This is a genomic window from Microbacterium pasadenense, from assembly GCF_047246565.1.
Classification (GTDB): Bacteria; Actinomycetota; Actinomycetes; order Actinomycetales; family Microbacteriaceae; genus Microbacterium.
The window spans coordinates 1,071,400-1,087,996 of sequence record NZ_JBFOKN010000001.1; the positions used below are offsets into that span (position 1 = coordinate 1,071,400).

Below are 16,597 nucleotides of genomic sequence, written 5' to 3' on the forward strand. Positions count from 1 at the left end.
ATGTATGACGGCATCGTCCAAGACCTGATCGACGAGTTCGGCCGCCTGCCCGGCATCGGCCCGAAATCGGCGCAGCGCATCGCGTTCCACATCCTGCAGACGCCGACGTTCGACGTGTCGCGCCTCTCCGTGCTGCTCTCGCAGCTCCGCGAGCGGGTGCGGTTCTGCGAGATCTGCGGCAACGTCTCGGAGCAGGACCGGTGCAGCATCTGCCGCGACCCGCGTCGCGACCGGACGCTCATCTGCGTCGTGGAGGACGCGAAGGACGTGTCCGCGATCGAGCGCACCCGGGAGTTCCACGGGCTCTACCACGTCCTGGGCGGGTCGATCAGTCCCATCGCGGGCATCGGTCCCGACGACCTCCGGATCGCCCAGCTCATGCAGCGGCTCGCCGACGGCACCGTGACCGAGGTGATCCTCGCGACGAACCCCAACCTGGAGGGCGAAGCGACGGCGACCTACCTGAGCCGCCTGCTGCACGCGCTCGAGATCCGCGTCACGCGTCTCGCCTCCGGGCTCCCGGTCGGCGGCGACCTCGAGTACGCCGACGAAGTGACCCTCGGACGCGCCTTCGAAGGGCGCCGCACGGTCTGACCGGCACCGTCAGCCGAGGGGCGCGAACGCCTCGGGCTCCTGCGCATACGTGCGCTCGAGGGCGGCGGTGAGGTGGTCCTCGTCCAGGGTGTACTCCTCGTTGATGCGGTCCTCCGCGTCGGCCCAGGCATCCTCGTCGCCGATCGCGGAGGTCTGCTCGTACTCCTCGTATGCGCGCTCGACGGCGGATGCCACGGCTTCCAGTCCCAGCGTGCGGTAGCCGTCCGCGACGGCGTCGATGGGGAAGTCCTCGTCGACGGCGTGCACCTCGACCGCGTACCAGAAGCCGCCGCTCCGGACCAGGCCGTCGAAGGTCAGCACGGTCCGGAGTGCGAGGTCGCCGGGACGGGTCGCCGGCCAGTCGTCGTCGAGTGCGCGATTCCAGAGGTCGTCGGTCGCAGATGCCATGCGTCGAGCCTAGATCGGCGGTCAGGCCCGCACGCGCGCCCGCGACCGGGTCACGGAGGAGAGCGACGCCCGCACCGGCTGGCCGAGGTAGATGCCGAGCGACGCGCCCACCGCCAGCGCGATCCCGACCGTGCCGGCGCCCGCGAGCGTGCTGAACCCGGTGAGCAGGGTGGCGGGGCTGTCGCCCGATTCGACGATGCCCAGAAGGCCGCGGAACACGGCGGCTCCGGGCACGAGCGGCAGGATCGCGGCGGTCGTGATCGCCACAGAGGGGACGTGCAGCCGGTAGGCCGCGACGATCCCGACGAAGCTGCCGGCGAACGCGCCAGCCCCGCTGGCCGCCGCGGCGTCGAACCCGACCGCCGTCGTCGCGGTGTAGCCGAGCCACGCGACGACGCTGAGGAGCACGCTGACGACGATGATGCGCATCCCGGCGCCGTTGAACACGGTCACCGCCACGGCGATGAGGGCGGCGCCGAGGAACTGCGCGGGGAGGGGGCCGAGGGGCAGCGACTCGTCCGGGGGAGCCATCCCGACGCCGATGACGCGCGCCGTCTCGAGTCCGGCGAGGATGCCGAGGACGACGCCGACGGTGTGGGTCGTGAGCTCCAGCAGACGGCCCATCGCGGTCAGCGCGAACCCGTCGATCGCGTCCTGCGCCGCGCCGACGACCGTGAGACCCGCCAGCATCAGGACGATCCCGGAGGCCACGACGACCGACGGCCGGACCGCCGCCGCGGCCTCCCATCCCGTCAGGGCCAGCAGGGGCGACGCCGCCGCGACGACGGTCAGCACGAACGCCCCGGCGATCTGGCTGAAGAAGAACGGCACCCGGGCCCTGCCGAGGCCGAACTGGGTCACGGCGGCGGCCGTCGCGGCGAAGAAGGACAGCGAGATGACCAGCCAGTTGCCGCCGAACATGACGGCGACGCCGACGGCGAGGAGCGCCTGGGCGATGACGACGACCGGGGCGGAGAAGCGGAACGGCGTCCGACGTATGCCGCGGAGACGGGTCGTCGCGGCCTCCAGCCCGAGGCCCTCGCGGATGTCGGCGAGAAGGGCCTGCAGCCGCTGCAGCCGGGCGTGATCGGGCGCAGACCCCCGCACGACGCGCATGAGGGTGACGGGACGCTCGGCCCCGCTGCGGTGGTGCGCGACGGTGATCGAGTTGTAGGTGACGTCGACGTGGACGGGGTCGAGTCCGTACATGCCGGCGACCCGGACGATGCTCGAGGTGACGTCGCTCGCGGGCGCCCCCGCCACCAGCATCGTCTCGCCCATGCGGATGGCGAGGTCCAGGACGCGCACGGCGAACGCGTCGTCCAGGACGGGCAGCATCTCCGTCACCGGGGCGTTCGGATCCGTCGTGCGCACGAGCGCCTGCAGCGCCGGGAGGAGTCGTCGACGGAGCATCCGACAAGCCTAACGAGGGCTGCCCGTCACATGGCTGAGGGCGCCGGTGCGGATCCCTAAGATGGGGGCCAGGGTGTGAGTTCCCGCCTCCCGGCCTCGCAGCCGGCACCTTCCCCGGAGTTCCGACACATGGCGCTGATCGTCCAGAAGTACGGCGGGTCGTCCGTCGCCGACGCCGAGAGCATCAAGCGCGTCGCGAAGCGCATCGTCGACGCCCGCCGCGGCGGCAACGAAGTGGTCGTCGCGGTCAGTGCGATGGGCGACACGACCGACAACCTGCTGGACCTCGCCGCGCAGGTCGCGCCGATCGCGTCCCCCCGCGAACTGGACATGCTGCTCTCGAGCGGCGAGCGCATCTCGATGGCGCTGCTGGCGATGGCCATCCAGTCGATGGGCTTCGAGGCCCGCTCCTACACGGGGCTCCAGGCGGGGATGGAGACGGATGCCACGCACGGCGCCGCCCGGATCGTCGGCGTCACGCCGACGCGGGTGCGCTCCGCGCTCGACGAGGGCGCCATCGTCATCGTCGCGGGCTTCCAGGGCTTCAACCGCGACACGCAGGACATCACGACGCTCGGCCGGGGCGGGTCCGACACGACCGCCGTCGCGCTCGCCGCGGGATTGGGCGCGGACGTCTGCGAGATCTACAGCGACGTCGACGGCGTGTTCACGGCCGACCCCCGCGTCGTTCCCAACGCGCGCAAGCTCGCCACCGTGACGAGCGAGGAGATGCTCGAGCTCGCCGCCAACGGCGCGAAGGTGCTGTACATCCGCGCGGTCGAGTTCGCCCGCCGTCACGGTGTCATGATTCACGCACGGTCCTCGTTCAGCTCGGGTGTCGGCACGTACGTGCTCGGACCCGGGATGAGCGCACCGGCGCAAGAAGAGGGAGAAAAGATGGAAGAGCCCATCGTCACCGGCGTCGCCACCGACCTCAGCCAGGCCAAGATCACCGTCGTCGGTGTGCCGGACGTCCCCGGCAAGGCCGCCGACATCTTCAAGATCGTGGCGAAGTCCGGCGCGAACGTGGACATGATCGTGCAGAACGTGTCGGCCGCCGGCACCGGGCGCACGGACATCTCCTTCACGCTCCCGAAGACCGACGCCGCGGCCGCGCTCCGCGCCCTCGCGGCGGAGCAGGGCGACGTGGGCTTCGAGAGCATCGTGCACGACGACCAGATCGGCAAGCTGTCGGTCGTGGGCGCGGGGATGCGCGCCCACTCGGGCGTCTCGGCGACGCTCTTCGAGGCGCTGTCGACGGCCAACGTCAACATCGAGATGATCTCGACGTCGGAGATCCGCATCTCCGTCGTCGTGCGCGGCGACGAGCTGGCGGATGCCGCGCGCATCGTGCACAGCGCGTACGGCCTCGACGGCGACACCGAGGCCGTCGTCTACGCCGGCACGGGGCGCTGACCCCGACCGCAGCAGGCGTCAGCCTCGCGGCACGGCCCCCAGCCACTCGTCGAACGTCGGGCCGAGCCGGATGGCGCCCGGCCCGGGAAGGGCGAGGCCCGCGCGCATCCCGCGCATCTGCGCGCCCGGGAGGCTGACGGGGACGACGGGACCGCGGCGACCGCTGCGGCGCACCCAGGCTTCGATCATCCGCTCCAGCCGCTCCTCGCGAGGACCGGCGATGTCACGCGTCCGCCCTGCCGGCGGGCCCTCGATGATGCCGACGAGGTGGTCGGCGACCGCCGCTGCCGCGATCGGCTGCGTGCGCGCTCTCGGCGCGAGCTGGACCGGCCCGAGTCGCGCCCGCCCGGCGATCTGACCGGCGAACTCGTGGAACTGCGTGGCGCGCACCAGCGACCAGGGCGCCGCGCTCGCCGCGTAGACCGCTTCCTGAGCCACCTTCCCGGCGTTGTACCCGTGCGGGTTCTCGTCGATGCCGACGATCGAGAGGAGCAGGGTGTGCCGGACGCCCGCCCGGTCCGCGGCGGCGAGGAGGTGCGACGATGCGGTGCGGAAGAACTCCGCGGACTCGTCCGCCCGGAGCGTCGCTACGTTGGTCGCGTCGACGACCGCCTCGACCCCGTCCAGCGCGGCGTCCAGTCCCGCCCCGGTGCGGAGGTCCACTCCCGCTGACCGCGCGATCACCGACACGTCGTGTCCGCGGGCGCGAGCCCGCTGCACGATCTCCCGCCCCACTGCTCCGGTTCCGCCTGCGACTGCGATCCTCATCCCGATCCTCTCCTCGACACCGTCACTGTTCCGACGACGCAGCACCCCAGAATGTGAGGTGGATGCCGCGCGCAGTCGCCGGCGCGGGAAGGGGAGCCGTGGTCGATCGCTCGGACGGAGCAGGGACGGTCGCGGCGGACCTGGACGCGCACCGCGGCGCGCTGCGCGGAGCGGCCTTCCGCATGCTCGGGACGCTGGCCGACGCGGACGATGCCGTGCAGGAGGCCTACCTGCGCTGGGTCCGGCTCGACCCGGACCAGCGTGCCGGGATCGCCGCACCGGGGGCCTGGCTGATGCGGGCGACCGGCCGGATCTGCCTCGACATGCTCGGCTCCGCCCGGGCACGACGCGAGCAGTACGTGGGGGAGTGGCTGCCCGAGCCGACCCCGCTGTCCGGTCTGCCGGCATCCGTCCCCGACGATCCGCTCGAGCGCGCGATCGTCGCCGACACCGTCTCGACGGCGCTCCTGCTCGTGCTCGAGACGCTGACGCCCGCCGAGCGGGTCGTCTTCGTGCTCCACGACGTGTTCGCCGTGCCGTTCGCGGAGATCGCCGAGATCACGGGCAGGTCGCCGGCCGCCTGCCGGCAGCTCGCGAGCTCCGCTCGCCGTCACGTGGGACGGCGCCCCGGCGCCGAGGTCACCCGGCGACGTCACGATGAGCTGGTGGCGGCGTTCGCCGCGGCGACGGCGACGGGCGAGATCGCCGCCCTCGTGCAGGTGCTCGCGCCCGACGTCACGCTCCGCTCCGACGGCGGCGGCCGGGTCTCGGCGGCCCGCCGGCCCGTCGCGGGCGCGGACGCCGTCGCGCGGTTCCTCCTCGGACTCGCCCGGAAGGCGCCGGACGCGGCCTACGGGCAGGTCGAGACCGGTGACGGGCTCAGCATCGTCATCCGGCAGGGTGGTGCCGTCTCCGCGGTCGTCACCCTCGGCACCGACGGCGACCGCGTGACGGATGTCTGGATCATGCGGAACCCCGAGAAGCTCGGAGCGTGGCGCTGACCGTCGCAGGGTGGCAGGATGCCGACGCGGATCGTCGGTCATGCGCCGTCTCACGAGGGTTCCGGCGCACGGCGGGCCGGTAGAATCGCGGCAATCCCGCTCCCCGGTGCCGGATCGGCGCCGCCCGGTGCCGCCGCACCACCTCGCCGCAAGGAAACGCCATGACCGTCATCTCCGCTTCCGGACCCTCCGTCGCCATCGTGGGCGCCACCGGCCAGGTCGGCACCGTGATGCGCCAGATCCTCGCCGAGCGGGCGTTCCCGATCGGCGCGCTGCGCCTGCTCGCCACGTCGCGGTCCGCGGGCACGACCGTCGACTTCGACGGTCACGAGATCGTCGTGGAGGACGTGGCGACAGCCGACCCGGCCGGCATCGACATCGCGCTCTTCTCCGCCGGCGCGACGGGCTCCCGCGCACACGCCCCGCGCTTCGCCGAGGCCGGCGCGGTCGTCATCGACAACTCGAGCGCGTGGCGGATGGACCCCGAGGTCCCGCTCGTCGTGAGCGAGGTCAACCCGCACGCGATCGAGAACCTGCCCAAGGGCATCATCGCGAACCCCAACTGCACGACGATGGCGGCGATGCCCGTCCTGAAGCCGCTGGACGCGGAGGCCGGCCTCGTCCGCCTCACCGTCAGCACCTACCAGGCCGTCTCCGGGTCGGGTCTCGCCGGGGCGCAGGAGCTGCTCGATCAGGTAGAGGCCGTCGTCGCCCAGGGGAACACCCTCGACCTCGTCCACGACGGCAGCGCCGTCGACTTCCCGGCGCCCCAGAAGTACGTCGCGCCCATCGCCTTCGACGTCATCCCGTTCGCCGGAAACCTCGTCGACGACGGCGACAACGAGACCGATGAGGAGAAGAAGCTCCGCAACGAGAGCCGGAAGATCCTCGAGCTCCCGGACCTCCGCGTCGCCGGCACGTGCGTCCGCGTCCCTGTCTTCACCGGTCACTCGCTGTCGATCCACGCGGAGTTCGCGCGCGATCTCACCCCCGCCCTTGCGCGGGAGATCCTCGCGGCCGCGCCCGGCGTCGAGCTCTCCGACGTGCCCACGCCGCTGGCGGCCGCCGGCGCCGACCCGAGCTTCGTCGGGCGGATCCGGGCGGACCAGTCCGCCCCCGAGGGCAAGGGCCTGGTCCTCTTCGTCAGCAACGACAACCTGCGCAAGGGCGCAGCGCTGAACGCCGTGCAGATCGCGGAGCTCGTCGCACAGCGTCTCGGCGCACGCGTCTGAGCGGATGCCGCGGCTCCGCGGCGACGTAGACTGGTTGATCGTGACTGAGACGTACGATGCCGTGCTCATCGGCGGCGGAATCATGAGCGCCACCCTGGGCACCCTCCTGAAGCAGCTCGAGCCGGACTGGAAGATCGCCGTGTTCGAGCGGCTGTCCGATGTCGCGCAGGAGTCCTCGAACGCGTGGAACAACGCCGGCACCGGTCACGCGGCGCTCTGCGAGCTGAACTACACGCCCGAGGACGGCGACGGCCGGATCGACCCGATCAAGGCCATCGGCATCAACGAGCAGTTCCAGCAGTCCCGCCAGCTGTGGACCTCGCTCGTGGAGCGGGGCGTGCTGGACGAGCCGTCGACCTTCGTCAACCCGACGCCGCACATGACGTTCGTGCGCGGCGAGAAGGATGTCGCCTTCCTGAAGAAGCGCTACGAGACGCTCCGGGACCAGCCGCTCTTCGCGGGCATCGAGTACTCCGAGGACTCGCGCGTCATCAACCAGTGGGCGCCGCTGCTCATGCACAAGCGGCTGAAGGGCGAGCCGTTCGCGGCCACCCGCGTCCCCGCCGGCACCGACGTCGACTTCGGCGCGCTCACGCGCCAGATGTTCGCGCATCTCTCCGAACAGGGCGCGGAGGTCGTCGTCAACCGCGAGGTGCGCAAGCTCCGGAAGCAGAAGGACGGCACGTGGAAGGTGTCGTACCGCAACTCGCTGGGGCACACGCCCGGTTCGGTGAACGCCAGGTTCGTGTTCGTCGGCGCCGGCGGGTGGGCGATCAAGCTGCTGCAGCGCTCCCGCATCCCCGAGATCAAGGGCTACGGCGTCTTCCCGATCGGCGGACAGTGGCTGAAGACGACGAAGGCAGAACTCGTCGCGCAGCACAAGGCGAAGGTGTACTCGCAGGCATCCGTCGGCGCTCCGCCCATGTCGGTGCCCCACCTCGACACGCGCGTCGTCGACGGCGAGGCCTCGCTGATGTTCGGCCCGTTCGCGACGTTCAGCCCGAAGTTCCTCAAGCAGGGACGGGTGACCGACATCATCGCGCAGGTGCGCCCGAGCAACCTCTGGCCCATGCTCAAGGTCGCGATCGACAACCCCGGCCTCATCAAGTACCTCGTCAGCGAGCTGCTGAAGGACCACGGCAAGAAGGTCGACGCGCTGCGCGACTTCATGCCCAGTGCGCGGGACGAGGACTGGGAGCTGCTCCAGGCCGGCCAGCGGGCGCAGGTCATGAAGAAGGACCCCAAGAAGGGCGGCGTGCTGCAGTTCGGCACCGAGGTCGTCAGCTCCGCCGACGGCAGCATCGCCGGGCTCCTCGGAGCGTCCCCGGGTGCGTCGACGGGTGCGTCGATCATGCTCGGACTGCTGAGGACCTGCTTCCCCGATCGCATCGCGACGTGGGAGCCGACGCTCAAGGAGCTGATCCCGACGTACGGCGAGACGCTGAACACCGACCCGGCCAAGGCCGAGCAGGTCGTGCAGCGGACGGCATCCGTCCTGCAGATCAACGCCTGATCCGCGGAGCGCAGCGCGTGGCCAAACTGTACTTCCGCTATGGCGCGATGAACTCCGGGAAGTCGACCGCCCTGCTGCAGGCCGCCTACAACTACGAGGAGCGCGGCCAGCACGTCCTGCTGGCCAAGCCCGAGATCGACACGAAGGGCGCCGACCAGGTCTCGAGCCGGCTCGGCGTCGCGCGGCCGGTCGACTTCCTCATCGGCCCGGGCGACGACGCGCGCGAGCTCTTCGCGGCCGAGCGGCGTCGCGCGCAGCAGAGCGCGGCGGCGGCGCTCATCCCGGAGGGGCGCACGGACGTGGCCTGCCTGCTGGTGGACGAGGCGCAGTTCCTCACGCCGGCACAGGTCGACGACCTGCTGCGGATCGCGGTCGTCGACGGCATCCCGGTGCTCGCCTACGGCATCCGCACCGATTTCCAGACGCGCGCGTTCCCGGGGTCGGCACGGCTCATGGAGCTCGCGCACAGCCTCGAGGAGCTCAAGACCATCTGCCGCTGCGGCAGCAAGGCGCTCTTCAACGCGCGGCTCGTCGGCGGGCGCTTCGTGTTCGACGGCGACCAGGTGGCCATCGACGAGCTGTCGGCCGACCGGGTCACCTACGAGTCCATGTGCGCGCGGTGCTACCTGCGGGAGTCCGAGGGCCGCCTGCGCTGAGGCGCGACGGGACCGGTCAGGCGGCGGGCAGCGTCGGGATGAGCTGCTCGAGGAACGCCGCGGTGTCCTCCCAGCCCTCGACGGCCTGGCATTCCACGCCCAGTGCGAGCACGGGGTAGTCGTTGCCGTGTTCGTCGAGGCGGTCGCCCACGAAGAGCATGTCGTCCAGGGGGATGCCGGTCTGCTCGGCCAGCCGGCGCATGCCGTACGCCTTGTCGATACCGCGGTGGGTGATGTCGACCGACGTGGAGCCGCCGGAGCGGACCTCCAGGTCGGGGATGCGCGCGGCGACGGCGTCACGGAGGGCGTTCTTCTTCTCGCCGGTCGGATCCCATGCGGTCTTCGCGTCGAGGGGGGCCGACTGGCCGAGGGCGGAGAACGTGATCTGCGAGCCACGGTCCTCGAGGATGTCGCCCCAGGTCTCGCTCTCCCACAGGCCGAGGCGCTTCGCCTCCTCTTCGACGGCGGCGAGAGCGCGCGACTTCTCGTCGTCGGTCAGCGCGTGCGCGTAGATCGTCTCGACGCCCTCCGCCGACAGGCGGTAGTACTGCGTGCCGCACGTGGGCATGAGGTGGAAGCTCGCGAGGATGCCGGGGGTCGTCTCGGGCAGCCGGTCGACGACCTGGCTGCGGAACTGCTGCAGCTGGCCCCCGGAGATGATCGCGACCTGGACGCGGCCCGCGAGGGTGAGGAGCAGTTCGCCGATCCGCGGGTCGATCGCGCTCTTCGAGGGCGCGAGCGTGTCGTCGAGATCGAAGGCGACGAGGCGGGGAGGGGTCATGTGCGGCTCCATTCCGGGGCGTCGGGAGGTAGACGAAAGGCCCCGCCGATTCCTCGGCGGAGCCTCCGTGCTGTCGGGGTGACAGGATTTGAACCTGCGGCCTCGTCGTCCCGAACGACGCGCGCTACCAAGCTGCGCCACACCCCGTGGCAACCCTCCGAGTCTACCCCGTCGGCAGCCCTCCCGACGAATCGAGCGCCGATTTCGCTCGAAGGGTGAGGACGGACACCTCGGGCAGGCAGGCGAACCGCACCGGCGCGTAGATCGAGTGGCCGAGTCCCGCGCTGACGTTGAGGGGGATCGCGCGACCGCCGGATCGCCAGGTGCTGCAGCCGCGGGCCTGGTCGAGCGGGATGTCGCAGTTCGCGACGAGCGCCTTCCGGGAGAACGGGATGCGGACCTGGCCGCCGTGGGTGTGACCGGCCAGCAGCGCATCGACGCCGGCGTCCGTGAAGCGGTCCAGGACGCGGCGGTAGGGGGCGTGGGTGACGCCCAGACGGAGGCGGGGCTCGTCGGAGTCGCCCAGGGCCGCATAGGCCGTCGTGGCGGCGTCGATGTCGTCCCAGTCGCGGTGAGCGTCGTCGACGCCGAGGGCGTCGATGCGGATGCCGGCGGCCCGGATGGTCGCCGCGGTGTTGTGGAGGGGGGTCCAGCCGAGCTCGTCCGCCAGGAAAGCGTCGAGCGCGCCGGTGTCGAGCCGGCCGGAGCGTGAACTGTACGAGGACGGCCCCTGGAAGTAGAGCAGCGGGTTCCTGCGGCTGGGCGCCACGACGTCGTTCGAGCCGTGGACGAACAGCCCCGGGACGCCGCGTAGCGGCGAGAAGGCGGGACGCAGGCCGTCGAGGCCGTCCTCGTGGCCGAGGTTGTCGCCGGTGTTGACCACCAGGTCGGGCTGCACCTCGTCGGCGAGATCGGCGATCCACCGCTGCTTGCGGCGCTGCCACGGCGCCATGTGCGGGTCGGACAGATGGAGCACCGTCAGGGACGGAGAGCCGGCGGGGAGGACCGCGGCCTCATGCGCTCGGATCGTGAAGAGGTGCCGCTCGATGCCGACACCCCACGCCGTCGCCGCGGCGCCGACCGCCCCCACCGCGCCGAGCGCGGTGAGGGCGGTGCGGCCGGGCGATGACCGCCGGCTCACGGGCCGTTGCCGTTGCCGTCGTCGTCCTCGTCGTCATCGCCGCCACCGTTGCCGTCGCAGTCGGAGGACTGCACCTGGATGGTGATGGTGTCGTCGCGCGAGACGGTCGAGCCCGCAGCCGGGTCCGTGCCCGTCACGACCCCCTGCGGCGGGGCGTCTGAGCTGTCCGTGCATTCCAGCTGGAGCTCCGAGAACCCCGCCGCCCGGAGCGCCGCCGCGGCGTCCTGCGGCGTCCCGCCGACGCCGGGCACGGTGGCGCCCTCGCCGTTGCTGGGTCGGATGGTGACGGTCGTTCCGGAGACCACGCGACCGGCTCCAGGGCTCTGCTCCACGATGGTGCCCTCGGATTCCGACGCGTCGACGGCGTCGCCGACGCTCACGCTGAAGCCGGCGCCGCGGAGGCGGCTCGTGGCGTCGTCGACCGACAGGCCGATGACGCTCGGCAGGGTCGCGTAGGTGCGCTTGGTGAGCTCCTTGTCGGGCTCAGGGAAGGCCTCGCCGCCGTACTTGGCGTTCGCGGCTCGCTGCATCACCGGCCAGATCGCGTTTCGGATGCGGGAGAGGCGCCACCCCGACTCGTAACGCTGATCCAGCTTCTTGTAGACCCACTCGCCGCTCTCCTTGATGGGAGCAGCGTTCCCCACCCAGACGACGGTGGCGACCTCGGTGCTCGAGCCGTCCATCCAGGTCTGCTCGAACTGGTGGATGCCGGTCTTTCCGAGGATCGGCACCCCGTCGAAGGTCCGTGCGCCGGACCCGGTGCCGTTGCCCTGCATCACCGCCTGGAGGGCGTACGCGGCGGTCGCCGCGACGCCTTCGCTCATCGCCCGCTCGCACTTCGTCTCGGGGATCGGGTGCTCGCTGCCGTCGGCGTTCAGCACCTTGTCGATGACCTTCGACTCGCACAGGATGCCCTTGCCGGCGATCGCGGCGTACACCTGCGCCATGTCCAGCGGCGCGACGTTGCCGGAGCCGAGCACGTCGTACGGGTAGTTGAGGTCGTCGAGCGGCTTGCCGTCGCCCCGCATGACCCCGAGATCCATGGCGACGCGGTTCGTGCTGCAGACGGAGATCTTCTCCGCCATCGCCAGGAATCCGGAGTTGAGCGAGTCCTTCGTGAAGTTGTAGGGGGTGCCGTTGTACCCGGAGTTGCCCTCGAAGTTGCCGATGTGGCCGGACTGGCCGCTGTTGTCCGCCGGCTGCTTGACGACCGCGCCGTCGCACGTCTCGACGTTCTTCACACCGACGCGACCGTTGACGACCTCGTTGACCGAGTGGCCCTGCTGCAGCCAGTTGATGAGGCTGAACACCTTGTAGGTGGACCCTGCGGAGAAGCCGATGCTGCCCCCGCCCCGAGCGTTGTAGTTGACCTGCGTCGTCTTCTTGCCGTCCGAGTCCGCGCTGTAAGGGCGGTTCTGGACCATCGACAGGACGCGGCCGGTGCCGACCTCGACCTGGGTGCCGCTCGACCCGAGGTCCATGTCGTCACGCGAAGCGGGCACGACCGAGATCGCCTCGCGCGCCTTCGCCTGCAGGTCGGGGTCGAGGGTCGTGTAGATCTTCAGCCCGCCGCGTCGGAGTGCCGCAAGGCGCTCGTTCTCCTCACCGAACGCGGGACTCTTCTTGATCGTCGACACCACGGTCTCGCAGAAGAACTCGGCGCCCTTCGCTTCGGCGCAGCCCTGTGAGCGGGGGGTGATGTCGGGCTTGATCTCGCCGTCCCTGGCCTTCTCGTACTCGTCCCGCGTGATCTTGCCGTCGGCGAACATGCGCCCGAGGACGTACGTCTGCCGATCCTTCGTCAGCGCGTAGCCGTCCGCCTTGGTGTTGACCGCGACGCCCTCGGCGTTGGTGCGTGTGCCTGCCTTCGCCCGGTCGATGCGGAGCGTGTTGGGCTCGACGACCATGCCCGCCAGCGCCGCGGCCTGGCTGATCTTGAGCTTGGCGGGCGTCGTGCCGAAGTAGTATTCCGCTGCGGCGCCGATGCCGTAGACCGAGCCGCCGAAGTGGGCGATGTTCAGGTATCCGATGAGGATCTCGTCCTTCGAGTACTCCTTCTCGAGCTGGATCGCGTACCGCATCTCCTGCAGCTTGCGCTCGTAGCCCTCGATGCCCGAATTGACGGTCGTCGCGAGGTAGCACTTCTTGACCTCTTCGGCGTTCTCGGCCTTCGCCTCGCAGTTCTGCTGCAGCACGTTCTTGACGTACTGCTGCGTGATGGAGGACCCACCGCGGTTCGACCCGGAGCTGGCGTTGCCGACCAGGGCGCCGACCGTGCCGATCAGGTCGATGCCGCCGTGGTTGTAGAAGTTCTTGTCCTCGCTGGAGAGGATCGCGTCGTAGACGACGGGGTTCACCTCGTCGAACGTCACCGGGATCCGGTTCTGGTCGTAGAACTCGGTGAGCAGCCGCCAGTCCCCATCGGAGTTCTTGGCGTAGAGCTCGGTCGGCAGCATCAGCTTGTCGATCTTGAGGTAGCTCGGCATGTTGTCGAACATCTCGATCGCGCTCGACGCGGCGAAGCCGGAGACGGCGATGGCGGGGGTGACCGTGGCGGTGACGAGGACACCGGCGACGGTGCTGAGTCCGACAAGTCCGAGCACGCCGCCGAGCACACCGGTGGCCGTCCGTTTCGAGTGGGGCATAGGCTGATCGTAAGGGAGATAGCTGGGGGATGCCTCGGTGTGATCCCGCGCGCCTTTCCTCCGCGCTGCAGCGTGCCGACCCCGGGAGTACCGAGATGACCACGTGGGAGTACATGACCACGCCCCTGCTGATCCACAACACCGCCGCGATCCTCAACAACTGGGGCAAGCAGGGGTGGGAGCTCGTGCAGGTGGTGAACGGCCCCGAAGGCGGCCTCGTCGGCTACTTCAAGCGTCCCTCCGGCAGCGGTGCCGGCAACGCGGGGCTGGATGCCGCAGCCCAGGCCGCACGTCAGTTCGGACAGGCGTGATGTCGGTCTCCGGTCGTCTCGCCGAGCTCGGCATCGAGCTGCCCGCCGTCGTCCCGCCCGTTGCGGCGTACATCCCCGCGAAGGTGCACGGCGACCTCGTCTACACGTCCGGCCAGCTGCCGATGGTCTCGGGTGAGCTGCCCGCCGTCGGAAAGGTCGGCGACGGTGCGGGACTCGTCCCCGCCGCCGATGCGACGGGCCTCGCCCGGCGAAGCGCGCTGAACGCGATCGCGGCGGCCGCCGCCGCGGTGGGCGGCGTCGATCGCCTGACCGGCGTCCTCAAGGTCACCGGGTTCGTGGCATCCGTCCCCGAGTTCACCGGCCAGCCCGGCGTCATCAACGGCGCCAGCGAGGTGCTCGGCGAGATCTTCGGCGACGCCGGGCGTCACGCTCGGTCCGCCGTCGGCGTCCCCGTGCTGCCGCTGGACTCGCCCGTCGAGGTCGAGGTCGTCTTCACGCACGCCTGACCGCCGACGAAGAGGCGCCCCCGAGCAGCTGCTCGTGGGGCGCCTCTCGCGTCTGCGGCTACTTCACCTGGGCGCTGATGACGTTCATGACCATCGTGTCGGCGAGCGTCGTGGTGTCGCCGACCTCACGACCCTCCGCGACATCGCGGAGGAGGCGGCGCATGATCTTTCCGGACCGGGTCTTGGGGAGCTCGGCCACGATGTAGACGTCCCGCGGCCGGGCGATCGGACCGATCTGATCGCCGACCCACTTGCGGAGCGTGTCGGCGAGGCCCTCGGGGGAGTGGGCGTCCAGGTAGCTCTGCTTGATGATCACGAAGGCGACGACGGCCTGGCCGGTCGTCTCGTCGGAGGCGCCGACGACCGCCGCTTCGGCGACCGCCTCGTTGCCGACGAGGGCAGACTCGATCTCGGTCGTCGACAGCCGGTGTCCCGAGACGTTCATGACGTCGTCGACGCGGCCGAGGAACCAGACGTCGCCGTCGTCGTCCAGGCGGGCGCCGTCACCGGCGAAGTAGAAGCCCTGCTTCTCGAACTTGTCCCAGTACGTCTCCTTGAACCGCTCCGGGTCGCCCCAGATGCCGCGCAGCATGCTCGGCCAGGGCTCGGTGAGGACGAGCAGACCGCCGTTGCCGTTGCCGACGCGCTCGCCGCCCTCATCGACGACGTCGACCCCGATGCCGGGGATCGGCACCTGTGCGCTGCCGGGCTTGGTCTCGGTGACCCCGGGCAGCGCCGACACCATGATCGCGCCGGTCTCCGTCTGCCACCACGTGTCCACGATGGGCGTCCGATCCCCGCCGATGACGTGGCGGTACCACATCCACGCCTCCGGGTTGATGGGCTCGCCGACGGAGCCGAGCAGCCGCAGCGACGACAGGTCGAACTTCTCCGGGATCGCCCGGCCGAGCTTCATGAAGGAGCGGATCGCCGTCGGCGCCGTGTACAGGATCGTCACGCCGTACTTCTCGACGATCTCCCACCAGCGCCCGGGATGCGGGGTGTCGGGTGTCCCCTCGTAGAGGACCTGGGTCGCCCCGTTGGCGAGCGGGCCGTACGTCACATAGCTGTGCCCGGTCACCCACCCGATGTCGGCCGTGCACCAGAACACGTCCGTCTCGGGGTGAAGGTCGTGGACGACCTTGCTGGTGAAGGCCGCCTGGGTCAGATACCCGCCCGAGGTGTGGAGGATGCCCTTGGGCTTGCCGGTCGTCCCCGAGGTGTAGAGGATGAACAGCGGATTCTCGGCGGGGAAGGCGCGCGCCTCGTGATCGGCGGATGCCGCGCCCACGGCGTCGTGCCACCACAGGTCGCGGCCCTCGGTCCACGACACCTCGTTCTCGGTGCGGCGCACGACGAGGACGTGCTCGACGGTCTCCTGCGGGCCGCTGCCGCGGTCGCCGAGCGCCTGATCGACGGCGGGCTTGAGGGGCGAGACGCGCCCCTTGCGGTAGCCGCCGTCGGAGGTGATCACGAGCCGGGCGCCGGCGTCGTCGATGCGCGAACGCAGGCTGTCGGCCGAGAAGCCGCCGAAGATGACCGAATGGATCGCGCCGATCCGCGCGACGGCGAGCATCGCGGCGATGGCCTCGGGGATCATCGGCATGTAGATGGCGACGCGGTCGCCGGCCTCGATCCCGAGACCGGTGAGGACGTTCGCGACGCGCTTGACCTCGTCGGTCAGCTCGGCGTAGGTGATCCGCCGCTGGTCGCCGGGCTCGCCCTCCCACAGCAGCGCGACACGATCGCCGTGGCCGGCCTCGACGTGACGGTCCAGGCAGTTGTAGGCGACGTTGAGCTCGCCGTCCTCGAACCAGGTCGCGAACGGCGGATTCGTCCAGTCGAGCACCTTCGTGAACGGGGTGTGCCAGTGCAGGTCGCGGGCCTTGTCGGCCCAGAATGCCTCACGGTCCGCTTCGGCGCTCCGGTAGAGGTCTGCGCCGCCGACGGCATTGCCCGCGAAGTCGGCGGAGGGGGCGAATCGTCGGCTCTCCGTGAAGAGATGATCGATCTGGCTGCTCATGCGGCGCTCCTTTGCGTCTGACGGCGATGCGCGAGGCGGGCGGACCCGTCGCGGCGATGCCGTCACTTTAGGATCGGCATCGCGGGGTCGACTACCGCCGATAGTGGGGGATATCGAAGCGTACGAGGGCATCGCGCGCCGCCGTCGCCGTGGAGGCGGATCGCCCCCTAGGATTGTTGTGCCCGAACATCTGCTTCGGCCCCGCAGCCCGCTGATCCCCCCTGAAGC

General features: G+C 70.6%; 15 protein-coding genes and 1 tRNA gene. 8 read left to right on the plus strand and 8 right to left on the minus strand.

The annotated features are described in order from the left end of the window. Positions 1 to 594 (plus strand): recombination mediator RecR, encoded by a 594-nt coding sequence (gene recR / locus AB3M83_RS05105; RefSeq protein ID WP_412945637.1) that lies wholly within the window; start codon positions 1 to 3, stop codon positions 592 to 594. A gap of 9 nt (positions 595 to 603) precedes the next feature. Here the strand turns inward: recR and AB3M83_RS05110 are convergent, their stop codons facing one another. Beyond that, a complete protein-coding gene (locus AB3M83_RS05110; RefSeq protein ID WP_412945639.1) occupies positions 604 to 1,002 on the minus strand; it encodes a DMP19 family protein in 399 nt (132 codons plus the stop codon). Between the two features lie 21 nt (positions 1,003 to 1,023). Next, positions 1,024 to 2,415, minus strand: coding sequence for a threonine/serine exporter family protein (locus AB3M83_RS05115; protein WP_412945641.1), 1,392 nt, complete (start codon positions 2,413 to 2,415; stop codon positions 1,024 to 1,026). 129 nt (positions 2,416 to 2,544) lie between these two features. On the opposite strand from AB3M83_RS05115, the gene AB3M83_RS05120 reads away from it, so the two are divergent. Beyond that, entirely contained in the window at positions 2,545 to 3,831 is a 1,287-nt protein-coding gene (locus AB3M83_RS05120; RefSeq protein ID WP_412945643.1) for an aspartate kinase, read from the plus strand. An 18-nt stretch (positions 3,832 to 3,849) separates the two neighbouring features. On the opposite strand, the gene AB3M83_RS05125 is transcribed toward AB3M83_RS05120, so the two are convergent. After that, entirely contained in the window at positions 3,850 to 4,599 is a 750-nt protein-coding gene (locus tag AB3M83_RS05125; RefSeq protein ID WP_412945645.1) for an SDR family oxidoreductase, read from the minus strand. A gap of 62 nt (positions 4,600 to 4,661) precedes the next feature. Here AB3M83_RS05125 and sigJ point away from each other — a divergent pair, with 62 nt between their 5' ends. From sigJ to AB3M83_RS05145, 4 genes are all read left to right on the plus strand, one after another. Next, positions 4,662 to 5,600 (plus strand): RNA polymerase sigma factor SigJ, encoded by a 939-nt coding sequence (gene sigJ, locus AB3M83_RS05130; RefSeq protein WP_412945647.1) that lies wholly within the window; start codon positions 4,662 to 4,664, stop codon positions 5,598 to 5,600. Positions 5,601 to 5,761: 161 nt separating this feature from the next. Then, on the plus strand, positions 5,762 to 6,832 hold the full coding sequence (locus tag AB3M83_RS05135) for an aspartate-semialdehyde dehydrogenase (RefSeq protein ID WP_412945648.1): 1,071 nt from the start codon (positions 5,762 to 5,764) through the stop codon (positions 6,830 to 6,832). Positions 6,833 to 6,836: 4 nt separating this feature from the next. Beyond that, entirely contained in the window at positions 6,837 to 8,345 is a 1,509-nt protein-coding gene (locus tag AB3M83_RS05140) for a malate:quinone oxidoreductase (protein WP_412945650.1), read from the plus strand. Between the two features lie 17 nt (positions 8,346 to 8,362). Continuing rightward, positions 8,363 to 9,001: a thymidine kinase gene (locus AB3M83_RS05145; protein ID WP_412945651.1), complete on the plus strand. Its 639-nt coding sequence runs from the start codon at positions 8,363 to 8,365 to the stop codon at positions 8,999 to 9,001. A 16-nt stretch (positions 9,002 to 9,017) separates the two neighbouring features. On the opposite strand, the gene AB3M83_RS05150 is transcribed toward AB3M83_RS05145, so the two are convergent. The 4 genes from AB3M83_RS05150 to AB3M83_RS05165 all read right to left on the minus strand — a co-directional run bounded on the left by AB3M83_RS05150 (position 9,018) and on the right by AB3M83_RS05165 (position 13,568). Then, on the minus strand, positions 9,018 to 9,782 hold the full coding sequence (locus AB3M83_RS05150) for an HAD-IIB family hydrolase (protein WP_412945653.1): 765 nt from the start codon (positions 9,780 to 9,782) through the stop codon (positions 9,018 to 9,020). A 73-nt stretch (positions 9,783 to 9,855) separates the two neighbouring features. After that, positions 9,856 to 9,929, minus strand: a tRNA-Pro gene (locus AB3M83_RS05155). Between the two features lie 16 nt (positions 9,930 to 9,945). Next, on the minus strand, positions 9,946 to 10,923 hold the full coding sequence (locus AB3M83_RS05160; protein ID WP_412945655.1) for a metallophosphoesterase: 978 nt from the start codon (positions 10,921 to 10,923) through the stop codon (positions 9,946 to 9,948). After that, positions 10,920 to 13,568, minus strand: coding sequence for a transglycosylase domain-containing protein (locus AB3M83_RS05165; RefSeq protein WP_412945657.1), 2,649 nt, complete (start codon positions 13,566 to 13,568; stop codon positions 10,920 to 10,922). Before AB3M83_RS05165 ends, AB3M83_RS05160 begins: the two co-directional genes overlap by 4 nt. 95 nt (positions 13,569 to 13,663) lie before the next feature. Between AB3M83_RS05165 and sp36 the strand changes: the two genes are divergently transcribed. Continuing rightward, a complete protein-coding gene (sp36, locus tag AB3M83_RS05170) occupies positions 13,664 to 13,879 on the plus strand; it encodes a Sp36 family protein (RefSeq protein ID WP_412945659.1) in 216 nt (71 codons plus the stop codon). Beyond that, positions 13,879 to 14,346 (plus strand): RidA family protein, encoded by a 468-nt coding sequence (locus AB3M83_RS05175; protein WP_412945661.1) that lies wholly within the window; start codon positions 13,879 to 13,881, stop codon positions 14,344 to 14,346. Before sp36 ends, AB3M83_RS05175 begins: the two co-directional genes overlap by 1 nt. A gap of 58 nt (positions 14,347 to 14,404) precedes the next feature. Here AB3M83_RS05175 and acs read toward each other — a convergent pair whose 3' ends face one another. Next, positions 14,405 to 16,369: an acetate--CoA ligase gene (gene acs, locus AB3M83_RS05180; RefSeq protein WP_412945662.1), complete on the minus strand. Its 1,965-nt coding sequence runs from the start codon at positions 16,367 to 16,369 to the stop codon at positions 14,405 to 14,407. Positions 16,370 to 16,597 lie beyond the last annotated feature (228 nt).

Bases quoted from the DNA above. Each gene is read 5' to 3' on its own strand.
- recR (WP_412945637.1), top strand. From the start codon at position 1: ATGTATGACGGCATCGTCCAAGACCTGATCGACGAGTTCGGCCGCCTG.
- AB3M83_RS05110 (WP_412945639.1), bottom strand. From the start codon at position 1,002: ATGGCATCTGCGACCGACGACCTCTGGAATCGCGCACTCGACGACGAC.
- AB3M83_RS05115 (WP_412945641.1), bottom strand. From the start codon at position 2,415: ATGCTCCGTCGACGACTCCTCCCGGCGCTGCAGGCGCTCGTGCGCACG.
- AB3M83_RS05120 (WP_412945643.1), top strand. From the start codon at position 2,545: ATGGCGCTGATCGTCCAGAAGTACGGCGGGTCGTCCGTCGCCGACGCC.
- AB3M83_RS05125 (WP_412945645.1), bottom strand. From the start codon at position 4,599: ATGAGGATCGCAGTCGCAGGCGGAACCGGAGCAGTGGGGCGGGAGATC.
- sigJ (WP_412945647.1), top strand. From the start codon at position 4,662: ATGCCGCGCGCAGTCGCCGGCGCGGGAAGGGGAGCCGTGGTCGATCGC.
- AB3M83_RS05135 (WP_412945648.1), top strand. From the start codon at position 5,762: ATGACCGTCATCTCCGCTTCCGGACCCTCCGTCGCCATCGTGGGCGCC.
- AB3M83_RS05140 (WP_412945650.1), top strand. From the start codon at position 6,837: ATGCCGCGGCTCCGCGGCGACGTAGACTGGTTGATCGTGACTGAGACG.
- AB3M83_RS05150 (WP_412945653.1), bottom strand. From the start codon at position 9,782: ATGACCCCTCCCCGCCTCGTCGCCTTCGATCTCGACGACACGCTCGCG.
- AB3M83_RS05165 (WP_412945657.1), bottom strand. From the start codon at position 13,568: ATGCCCCACTCGAAACGGACGGCCACCGGTGTGCTCGGCGGCGTGCTC.
- sp36 (WP_412945659.1), top strand. From the start codon at position 13,664: ATGACCACGTGGGAGTACATGACCACGCCCCTGCTGATCCACAACACC.
- AB3M83_RS05175 (WP_412945661.1), top strand. From the start codon at position 13,879: ATGTCGGTCTCCGGTCGTCTCGCCGAGCTCGGCATCGAGCTGCCCGCC.
- acs (WP_412945662.1), bottom strand. From the start codon at position 16,369: ATGAGCAGCCAGATCGATCATCTCTTCACGGAGAGCCGACGATTCGCC.